The organism is Suttonella sp. (assembly GCF_056855035.1).
Window position 1 is genome coordinate 25926 of sequence record NZ_JBXGGR010000090.1, and the last position, 8803, is coordinate 34728.

Below are 8803 nucleotides of genomic sequence, written 5' to 3' on the forward strand. Positions count from 1 at the left end.
ATTAGACTTCCTCTACTTTTAGCAGGTAAGACACTTTATTAATCATTCCCCGGTTCTCGGGCGTATTAATCACTTCACGTGATTGATGGATTTTACGCAATCCCAACCCGGCAACGCATTGCTTATGAGATTCTAAACGACCATTAAGGCTTTTAATCAACGTTACTCGCAATTTATTGGACATTTGCTAATACCTCTTCAATAGACTTACTTCGTTTAGCAGCAACATCGGCAGCTGTATTCATAGATTGCAAGCCATTAATGGTCGCACGGATAACATTGCCCGGATTGCGAGTTCCCATACATTTCGCCAATACGTCTTTAACACCTAGCACCTCGAATACGGCACGCATTGCACCACCGGCAATAATCCCCGTACCTTCAGAAGCAGGCTGCATAAATACACGAGCAGCACCATGTGTCCCAACAACAGCATGTTGCAAAGTATCTTTATGCAGAGAAATTTTCACTAATGATTTTTTGGCTTGATCCATAGCTTTCTGAACAGCAATAGGTACTTCTTTAGCTTTTCCATAACCAAAACCAACACGCCCATTACCATCTCCCACGACAACCAAAGCTGCAAACGCAAATTGGCGCCCGCCTTTAACTACTTTGGTCACTCGGTTAACAGCAACCAGCTTTTCCAAAAATTCATTGTCTTGTTGACGTTCTTTTTGTTGAGCCATAGTAACCTCTTAAAATTCCAATCCAGTTTCTCGCGCAGCTTCAGCTAAAGCCTTCACACGACCATGATAGCGAAAACCGCTGCGATCAAAAGCAATCGTCTCAATTCCAAGAGATTTTGCTTTCTCACCAATCAACCTGCCTACTTTAGCAGCTGCTTCAATATTTCCGGTATATTTTAAACCTTCAGCAACAGAAGATTGTAAAGTAGAAACAGTTGCCAAAACGCGCCCATCTTGACCGTTTATAATTTGCGCATACATATGACGAGGCGTTTTATTTACAATCAAACTTGCCTTACCTGAAGCACGAATATTCAAACGGGTACGTTTTCCACGACGGATTCGATTTATTTTCTTTTGATTCATAATTTCACCCCGTTATTTTTTCTTAGCTTCTTTAATTGCCACATACTCATTCGCATAACGAACACCTTTGCCTTTATAAGGCTCTGGCGGACGGTAAGCACGAATTTTCGCCGCAACCTCACCTACTAATTGTTTGTCACTGCCTTTTACCAATATTTCTGTTTGGCTTGGAGTTTCAATAGTAATACCTTGAGGCGCATTAAATTCAACAGGATGAGAAAAACCTAGAGAAAGATTCAATTTTTGACCTTGAACCTGTGCGCGGTAACCAACACCGATCAATTGTAATTTTTTTTCAAAACCTTGGCTAACACCAATCACCATATTATTGACTAATGCGCGCATAGTACCTGTCATTGCCCAAGCATCTGCGGATTCTTTGATTGGGCTAAAGGTTAATTGCTCACCTTCTTGCGCAATTTTAGTATAAGGATGAAGATTCAAAGTTAATTGACCTTTACTTCCTTTTACAGTTACTTCTTGATTATTAATGCTAATATCAACGCCTTTTGGCAAAGCAACAGGCTGTTTTCCTACTCGTGACATATTACCTCCAAATTTATGCTACAAAGCAGATGACTTCGCCACCAAGACCATCTTTTCGCGCTTGGTGATCGCTCATCATACCTTTGGAGGTAGAAATAATAGCAATCCCTAATCCGCCTTGAACGCGAGGAAGCTCATTTTTACCTTTAAAAATACGCAAACCCGGACGGCTAATTCTCTTAATCAACTCAATAACAGGTTTTCCTTGATAATATTTCAAATGCACCGTCAACTCTGGTTTTGCATCATTAGAGACTTCAAATGATTGAATATAACCCTCTGATTGCAAAACTTTTGCAATGGCGACTTTTTGCTTAGAAGAAGGCATAGCTACGATTGATCGTCCTATGCGTTGAGCATTACGAATACGCGTTAGCATATCCGCAATTGGATCCATTAACATATTTAACCTCTTTCAGTATCAGATCGATACGATCTTGGAACTTAGATAAAGCTGGTAGAATTACCAGCTCGCTTTTTTAACGCCCGGCACTTCGCCACGCATTGCCAATTCCCGTAATTTTATACGAGATAAACCAAATTTACGGTAAACCGCATGCGGACGGCCTGTAATACGGCAACGACGTTGCAAACGTGAAGCTGATGCATTACGTGGCTGCTTTTGCAATTTTTCTTGAGCAAGAAGACGCTCTTCTTCTGAATAAGTATCAACCTTACGAATAATCTCTTTTAATTCAGCTCTTTTTGCAGCGTATTTTTGAACCGTTTTAATGCGTTTAGCCTCGCGGTTTATCATACTTTGTTTAGCCATAAGCCTTTATCCTTTAAATGGAAAGCCAAAAGCTGCTAATAAAGCTTTAGCTTGTTCATCTGTTTTTGCCGAAGTGGTAAAAGTAATATCCATTCCACGCATTGCATCTGTTTTTTCAAAATCAATTTCTGGGAAAATGATATGCTCTTTAACACCAAAGGTATAATTTCCACGTCCATCAAAAGATTTTGCGCTTAAGCCGCGGAAATCTCGAGTGCGCGGTAAAGAAACATTAATTAAACGATCTAAAAATTCATACATCTGCTCTCGGCGAAGCGTAACCTTACAACCTATCGACCATCCGTCACGAATTTTAAAACCAGCAATTGATTTTTTAGATTTTGTAATTAATGGCTTTTGTCCAGCAATTAATCCCAGATCACGCACAGCATTGTCCATAATTTTTTTGTCATTAACCGCTTCGCCAACACCCATATTGATGGTAATTTTCTCCAAACGAGGAACTTCCATCACATTAGCTAACCCCAGCTCTTTTAACAAAGCCGGCGCTAGCTCTTCTTTATATAATTTTTGTAAACGAGCCATATTTTCCTCAGCTTACCTTCGCACCATTAGATTTAAAAACGCGGAATTTTACTCCATCTTCAATTTTAAATCCAACACGATCGCCTTTTCCCGTTTCAGGATTAAACAGCATCACATTTGAAACATGAATAGAGGCATTTTTCTTCACAACCCCCCCCTCAATGCCCAATTGCAGATTAGGCTTCACATGTTTAGAGACCTGATTAACACCATCAACTATCACACGATCGCCATGCACCGATAAGACCTTACCACGCTTACCTTTATTTTCTGCTTTGCCGGCAATCACAATAACTTCATCACCAGTCTGTATACGTTTCATGTTGACTCCTTATAACACTTCAGGGGCAAGAGAAACTATTTTCATAAACTTTTCGCTACGTAATTCACGTGCGATAGGTCCGAAAACACGCGTACCAATTGGCTCTAATTTGTTATTAAGCAACACAGCGGCATTGCCATCAAAACGTAATAAAGAACCATCACGGCGACGTACACCCTTACGTGTACGTACGATCAAAGCATTGTATACATCGCCTTTTTTCACACGACCACGAGGCATTGCTTCTTTCACAGAAACTTTAATAATATCTCCAATACCTGCATAGCGGCGGTGAGAACCGCCCAATACTTTAATACATTGTAACTCTTTAGCACCACTGTTATCAGCAACAGAGAGGCGAGATTGCATCTGAATCATGATAACTCCTTAACCTTTTGCTCTTTCGATAATCTCAACCAATCTCCAAGTTTTGGTTTTAGAGATTGGGCGACTTTGCACTATACGAACAGTATCGCCAATATTGCATTCATTATTTTCATCATGAGCATGGCATTTCAATGTGCGCTTAATATATTTTCCATAAACCGGATGGCGTTCATAACGAACGACACTCACAGTAATAGACTTATCGCCTTTATTGCTTACAACCTGCCCCTGAAGAGTGCGCTGAATAGATTGTTGTTCACTCATCACTTACACCTTGATATTCTGTTGCGCCAACAGTGTTTTAACACGAGCAATATCACGACGCACTTGGCGAATTTGATGTGTTTGCTCCAATTGCCCACTACCTTTTTGCAATCTCAATTTTAACTGAGCTTGACGCAATTCAATTAATTCTGCACGCAGCCCATCTACATCTTTTGATTTTAGATCTTCTAAGCTCATTACATCACCTTGCGCGTTTCAAATACTGTCAAAACAGGCAATTTTGCCGCTGCCAAACGAAAAGCCTCACGAGCAAGTTCCTCGCTTACGCCTTCTAATTCATAAAGCACGGTACCAGGCTGAACTTTAGCAACCCAATATTCCACATTACCTTTACCTTTACCTTGACGAACCTCTAATGGTTTATTTGTTACAGGAACATCAGGAAAAATTCGAATCCACATGCGACCACCACGTTTCACATGGCGATTAATTGCACGACGCGCCGCCTCGATTTGGCGTGCTGTAATACGTCCTCGGGTTGTTGCTTTTAACCCAAACTCACCGAAGCTTACTGAATTACCAGACTGAGCCGTACCACGGTTACGACCTTTCTGCTGTTTTCTGAATTTAGTACGTTTTGGTTGTAACATTGTTATTCACCTTTCTCTTTATTACGGCGAGCACGCTGTTTAGCTGGGCGACGATTGCGTTTGTCATCTGCATTTTCACGAGGAGCAACTTCTGCCGCATCTACACCATTAAGATTTTCCCCTTTGAAAATCCACACCTTCACGCCAATAACGCCATATGTTGTATTCGCTTCCGCCAAACCATAGTCGATATCAGCACGAAGCGTATGAAGCGGCACACGTCCTTCGCGATACCATTCGGTACGTGCAATTTCAGCACCATTTAAACGTCCGGAAATAGCAACTTTAATACCCGAAGCACCTAAACGCATAGTAGAAGCGACCGCTCGTTTCATAGCACGGCGGAACATAACCCGACGCTCTAATTGCTGAGCAATACCTTCAGCTACTAAATAAGCATCTAATTCAGGACGACGAATTTCTTCAATGTTAATTGAAGCCGGAACGCCTAAAATTTTACTGACTTCTTTCTTTAAAATCTCAATATCTTCACCTTTTTTACCGATGACGATACCGGGACGAGCAGTAAAAATTGTGATTTGAGCGCCGTTGCGAGGACGTTCAATCTGAATTTTACTCACAGAAGCCTGGGCTAATTTTTTACGAATATATTCACGAACTTCAAAATCTTTTTCTAAATAATCCGCATAATCACGTCCCTCTGCATACCATTTTGATACCCAGTCTTTTGAGACGCCTAAGCGAAAACCGATTGGATGTACTTTTTGACCCATAAAATTTTCCTTTCTTAGCGCTCTTGAACGCGAATAAAAATATTACTTGTGCGTTTAGTGATGCGATTTCCACGTCCTTTAGCACGAGCAGTGAAGCGTTTCATACTCATTCCTTCACCCACTTGTATTTCAGCGACATGTAATTCGTCAATATCTGCGCCTTCATTATTTTCTGCATTAGCAATAGCTGAATTCAACAATTTCAAAATAATTGCAGCTGCTTTTTTATTGCTAAAAGTCAATATTTCCACTGCTTCTTCAACATGTTTGCCACGTATTTGATCCGCCACTAAGCGTGCTTTTTGAGCAGAAATTCGGGCAGCGCGTAATTTTGCTGTAGATTGCATTTTTTACTCCTATTTGCCTTTTTTATCTGCTGCATGACCACGATAGTTACGAGTAGGTGCAAACTCACCAAGCTTGTGACCAATCATATCTTCACTCACTAACACAGGAACATGTTGTTTTCCATTATGAATAGCAAGAGTCAAACCAATCATTTCTGGGGTAATCATCGAACGACGAGACCAAGTTTTAATCGGTTTTTTACTTTTATTAGCAACCGCCTCATCAACTTTTTTTGCCAAATGCAGGTCAATGAAGAAGCCTTTTTTCAATGAACGTGCCATATTTTAGCCTCTCTTCTTACGACGTTGGACGATCAACTTATCAGTACGCTTATTGGTGCGTGTTTTCTTACCTTTAGTTGGCTGACCCCATGGACTCACAGGATGACGACCACCTGAAGTACGCCCTTCACCACCACCATGAGGATGGTCAACCGGGTTCATAACGACACCACGAACAGTCGGACGAATACCACGCCAACGCTTGGCACCAGCTTTACCTAATGAACGCAGGCTATGTTCATGATTGCTTGCTTCGCCTAAAACAGCTCTGCAATCAGCCAAAACTTTGCGACGTTCACCTGATTTCAAGCGTAAAGTTACATATTTACCTTCACGAGCAACCAATTGAGCAGAAGCTCCGGCACTACGCGCTAATTGAGCGCCTTTTCCCGGTTTCATCTCTACACAAAAAACCACTGAACCAACCGGAATATTGCGCAACGGCAAACAATTTCCTGTTTTAATCGCCGCATCATCACCGCTACGTAACTGATCACCTGCTTTCATGCCACGCGCAGCAATAATATAGCGACGCTCTCCATCAGCATATTTAAGCAAAGCAATATGTGCGGTACGATTTGGATCGTATTCTAGACGCTCAACAACCGCATCAATCCCATCTTTTTGACGTTTAAAATCAATAATACGATATTTTTGTGCATGACCGCCACCACGGTGACGAGTCGTAATGCGACCGGCATTATTGCGCCCACTGCCACGAGTTTGTTTTTCAACCAAGGCAGCAAAAGGCTGTCCTTTATGCAACTCTGGACGAGTAACATTTACGACAAAGCGCCGACCAGCAGAAGTAGGTTTATGTTTAATAATAGCCATTAGTTACCCCTTAACCTTGCTCCGATAACAATGCTTCCATGTCGACAGATTTATCAAGACTCACATAAGCCTTTTTAAAATCTTTTCGACTTCCCATACGAGATCGGAAGCGCTTTGCCTTACCTTTTATAACAACTGTATTTACAGCAATCACTTTGACTTCAAGTAAAGATTCTACAGCCGCACGAATTTCTTCCTTAGTAGCTGTCTTTTCCACTTTAAATACGAGTTGATTAACAGCCGCCAAGCCAGAAGTTTTTTCGGTTACATGCGCCGCCTGAATAATTTGCAACAATCTTTCTTGTTTCATGACAACCACTCATTCATTGCTTCCAGCGAAGCTTTATCAACAACAACATGCTCATGACGCAATAACAATGCAGGATCTATAGCCTTAACATCTATAACGGTTATTTTTGCTATATTGCGGGCACTAAGATACACAGACGGTTCAACATTAGCCAATATTAATAAAACATCTTGCCCAACATTCATTGCATTCAATTTAGCAAGGAATTCTTTTGTTTTAGTTTCATTTAAAACAAATGCATCAACTACACTCAAACGCTCTTGGCGATGCAATTCCGACAATATTGAACAGATTGCAGCACGATACATTTTTCGATTAACTTTCTTCTCAAAATCTCGTGGTTTAGCAGCGAAGGTAACGCCGCCTTTACGCCAAATTGGAGAGCGAATAGAACCCGCACGTGCACGACCTGTACCTTTTTGCTTCCAAGGCTTTGCGCCCCCGCCAGATACTTCGGAACGCGTCTTTTGCGCTTTCGAACCAGAACGAGAACCAGCTAAGAAAGAAGTTACAACTTGATGCACTAAGGCTTCATTAAAATCTGCGGCAAAAATCTTATCCGCCACAGAAACAGTTCCAGAACCATTTTTAAATTGCAATTCCATACTATCTCCTATCCTTTCACTGATGGGCGAATAGTGACATAAGCACCTTTACTACCAGGAACGGCGCCTTTAATCAGAATCAAATTACGTTCTGCATCAATACGTGCAATTTCAAGATTCTGAACGCTGCGCATCACATTCCCCATATGCCCTGACATTTTTTTACCTTTAAATACACGTCCTGGTGTTTGGTTCTGCCCGATGGAGCCTGGAACGCGATGTGAAAGAGAGTTACCATGCGAATTACGCTGTCCTCTAAAATTATGACGCTTAATCGTACCGGCAAAACCTTTACCAATACTACGAGCGCGCACATCAACTTTTTGCCCTTCAGCAAACAAAGAGAGCTCAACTGTTGCGCCAAGAGTATATGCCGCAACTTCTTCTTCGCTCAATCTAAACTCTTTGGTAAGCAAACCAACGGCAACATTTGCTTTTGCAAAATGTCCAGCTAATGCTTTATTAGCCCTATTTGCTTTACGCTCACCAATAGATACCTGCACAGCCACATAACCGTCATTCTCCAATGTTTTAATTTGGGAAATCACATTAGGCTGAACTTCGATAACGGTTACTGCACTAGCAGAACCATCCGAATCAAATATTCGGGTCATTCCTATTTTTTGACCCACTAAACCCATTGTCATAAATAATCCTCAGTAAATGAAAAAGGCGAGAGGAGGGCGGGTAACCCTCTTCGCCTTCAAACTAACGAAAGGTGCGCGATTTTACTGCAATTCAATCTTAACGTCAACACCTGCAGCCAAATCAAGCTTCATCAACGCATCTACAGTTTTATCTGTAGGGTCAATAATATCCATAATCCGTTTATGAGTGCGCAACTCATATTGATCTCTAGCATCTTTATTAAGATGCGGAGAAATCAATACGGTATAGATTTCTTTTTTTACCGGCAAGGGCACAGGACCTTTTACCTGCGCCCCAGCGCGTTTAGCCGTTTCTACAATCTGCTTGGCAGAAGAATCTATCAAGCGATGGTCATAGGACTTTAATCGAATACGAATTTTTTGTGTACTAGCCATTGTCATTACTCAATAATTTTCGCTACAACACCGGCACCAACTGTACGTCCACCTTCGCGAATCGCAAAACGCAAACCTTCGTCCATCGCAATCGGATGAATCAGTTGAACTTCGATTTTTACGTTATCTCCAGGCATGACCATTT

General features: G+C 41.4%; 21 protein-coding genes. All 21 read right to left on the minus strand.

Annotated elements, in window-relative coordinates:
- Position 1: 1 nt before the first annotated feature.
- The gene (rpmD, locus tag ACJHVI_RS07915) at positions 2–184 is read right to left on the minus strand and encodes a 50S ribosomal protein L30 (protein WP_483184212.1); all 183 of its coding nucleotides are present in this window, start codon (positions 182–184) and stop codon (positions 2–4) included.
- Positions 174–689, minus strand: a complete 516-nt coding sequence (gene rpsE / locus ACJHVI_RS07920) for a 30S ribosomal protein S5 (protein WP_483184213.1) — start codon at positions 687–689, stop codon at positions 174–176. Before rpsE ends, rpmD begins: the two co-directional genes overlap by 11 nt.
- A 9-nt stretch (positions 690–698) precedes the next feature.
- Positions 699–1055 carry a 50S ribosomal protein L18 gene (gene rplR, locus ACJHVI_RS07925; RefSeq protein WP_115218150.1) on the minus strand — a complete coding sequence of 119 codons (357 nt, stop codon included), beginning with the start codon at positions 1053–1055 and terminating at the stop codon, positions 699–701.
- A 12-nt stretch (positions 1056–1067) separates the two neighbouring features.
- Positions 1068–1601: a 50S ribosomal protein L6 gene (rplF, locus tag ACJHVI_RS07930; protein WP_483184214.1), complete on the minus strand. Its 534-nt coding sequence runs from the start codon at positions 1599–1601 to the stop codon at positions 1068–1070.
- Between the two features lie 13 nt (positions 1602–1614).
- The gene (gene rpsH / locus ACJHVI_RS07935; RefSeq protein WP_483184215.1) at positions 1615–2004 is read right to left on the minus strand and encodes a 30S ribosomal protein S8; all 390 of its coding nucleotides are present in this window, start codon (positions 2002–2004) and stop codon (positions 1615–1617) included.
- A gap of 60 nt (positions 2005–2064) precedes the next feature.
- The gene (gene rpsN / locus ACJHVI_RS07940) at positions 2065–2373 is read right to left on the minus strand and encodes a 30S ribosomal protein S14 (RefSeq protein WP_115218147.1); all 309 of its coding nucleotides are present in this window, start codon (positions 2371–2373) and stop codon (positions 2065–2067) included.
- 6 nt (positions 2374–2379) lie between these two features.
- Positions 2380–2919 (minus strand): 50S ribosomal protein L5, encoded by a 540-nt coding sequence (gene rplE / locus ACJHVI_RS07945; protein ID WP_483184216.1) that lies wholly within the window; start codon positions 2917–2919, stop codon positions 2380–2382.
- Between the two features lie 7 nt (positions 2920–2926).
- Positions 2927–3241, minus strand: coding sequence for a 50S ribosomal protein L24 (gene rplX, locus ACJHVI_RS07950; RefSeq protein WP_483184217.1), 315 nt, complete (start codon positions 3239–3241; stop codon positions 2927–2929).
- Positions 3242–3250: 9 nt separating this feature from the next.
- The gene (gene rplN, locus ACJHVI_RS07955) at positions 3251–3619 is read right to left on the minus strand and encodes a 50S ribosomal protein L14 (protein WP_115218144.1); all 369 of its coding nucleotides are present in this window, start codon (positions 3617–3619) and stop codon (positions 3251–3253) included.
- Positions 3620–3628: 9 nt separating this feature from the next.
- Positions 3629–3892: a 30S ribosomal protein S17 gene (rpsQ, locus tag ACJHVI_RS07960; protein ID WP_115218143.1), complete on the minus strand. Its 264-nt coding sequence runs from the start codon at positions 3890–3892 to the stop codon at positions 3629–3631.
- 3 nt (positions 3893–3895) lie between these two features.
- Positions 3896–4090, minus strand: a complete 195-nt coding sequence (gene rpmC / locus ACJHVI_RS07965) for a 50S ribosomal protein L29 (protein WP_483184218.1) — start codon at positions 4088–4090, stop codon at positions 3896–3898.
- Positions 4090–4503, minus strand: a complete 414-nt coding sequence (rplP, locus tag ACJHVI_RS07970) for a 50S ribosomal protein L16 (RefSeq protein ID WP_115218141.1) — start codon at positions 4501–4503, stop codon at positions 4090–4092. Before rplP ends, rpmC begins: the two co-directional genes overlap by 1 nt.
- 2 nt (positions 4504–4505) lie before the next feature.
- Complete coding sequence (rpsC, locus tag ACJHVI_RS07975; RefSeq protein ID WP_115218140.1) at positions 4506–5237, minus strand: 30S ribosomal protein S3; 732 nt, start codon at positions 5235–5237, stop codon at positions 4506–4508.
- Positions 5238–5251: 14 nt separating this feature from the next.
- A complete protein-coding gene (gene rplV, locus ACJHVI_RS07980) occupies positions 5252–5584 on the minus strand; it encodes a 50S ribosomal protein L22 (RefSeq protein WP_115218139.1) in 333 nt (110 codons plus the stop codon).
- 9 nt (positions 5585–5593) lie between these two features.
- Positions 5594–5866, minus strand: coding sequence for a 30S ribosomal protein S19 (gene rpsS, locus ACJHVI_RS07985; protein WP_483184219.1), 273 nt, complete (start codon positions 5864–5866; stop codon positions 5594–5596).
- Between the two features lie 3 nt (positions 5867–5869).
- Positions 5870–6700 (minus strand): 50S ribosomal protein L2, encoded by an 831-nt coding sequence (gene rplB, locus ACJHVI_RS07990; RefSeq protein WP_483184220.1) that lies wholly within the window; start codon positions 6698–6700, stop codon positions 5870–5872.
- A gap of 10 nt (positions 6701–6710) precedes the next feature.
- Positions 6711–7010: a 50S ribosomal protein L23 gene (gene rplW / locus ACJHVI_RS07995; protein WP_483184221.1), complete on the minus strand. Its 300-nt coding sequence runs from the start codon at positions 7008–7010 to the stop codon at positions 6711–6713.
- Positions 7007–7615 carry a 50S ribosomal protein L4 gene (rplD, locus tag ACJHVI_RS08000; protein ID WP_483184222.1) on the minus strand — a complete coding sequence of 203 codons (609 nt, stop codon included), beginning with the start codon at positions 7613–7615 and terminating at the stop codon, positions 7007–7009. The genes rplW and rplD overlap by 4 nt, the downstream gene beginning before the upstream one ends.
- A gap of 8 nt (positions 7616–7623) precedes the next feature.
- Positions 7624–8262 (minus strand): 50S ribosomal protein L3, encoded by a 639-nt coding sequence (rplC, locus tag ACJHVI_RS08005; RefSeq protein ID WP_483184223.1) that lies wholly within the window; start codon positions 8260–8262, stop codon positions 7624–7626.
- 81 nt (positions 8263–8343) lie between these two features.
- Entirely contained in the window at positions 8344–8658 is a 315-nt protein-coding gene (gene rpsJ / locus ACJHVI_RS08010) for a 30S ribosomal protein S10 (protein ID WP_483184224.1), read from the minus strand.
- Between the two features lie 5 nt (positions 8659–8663).
- A partial coding sequence (locus ACJHVI_RS08015; protein ID WP_483184005.1) for an EF-Tu C-terminal domain-related protein occupies positions 8664–8803 on the minus strand: 140 nt, incomplete at its 5' end.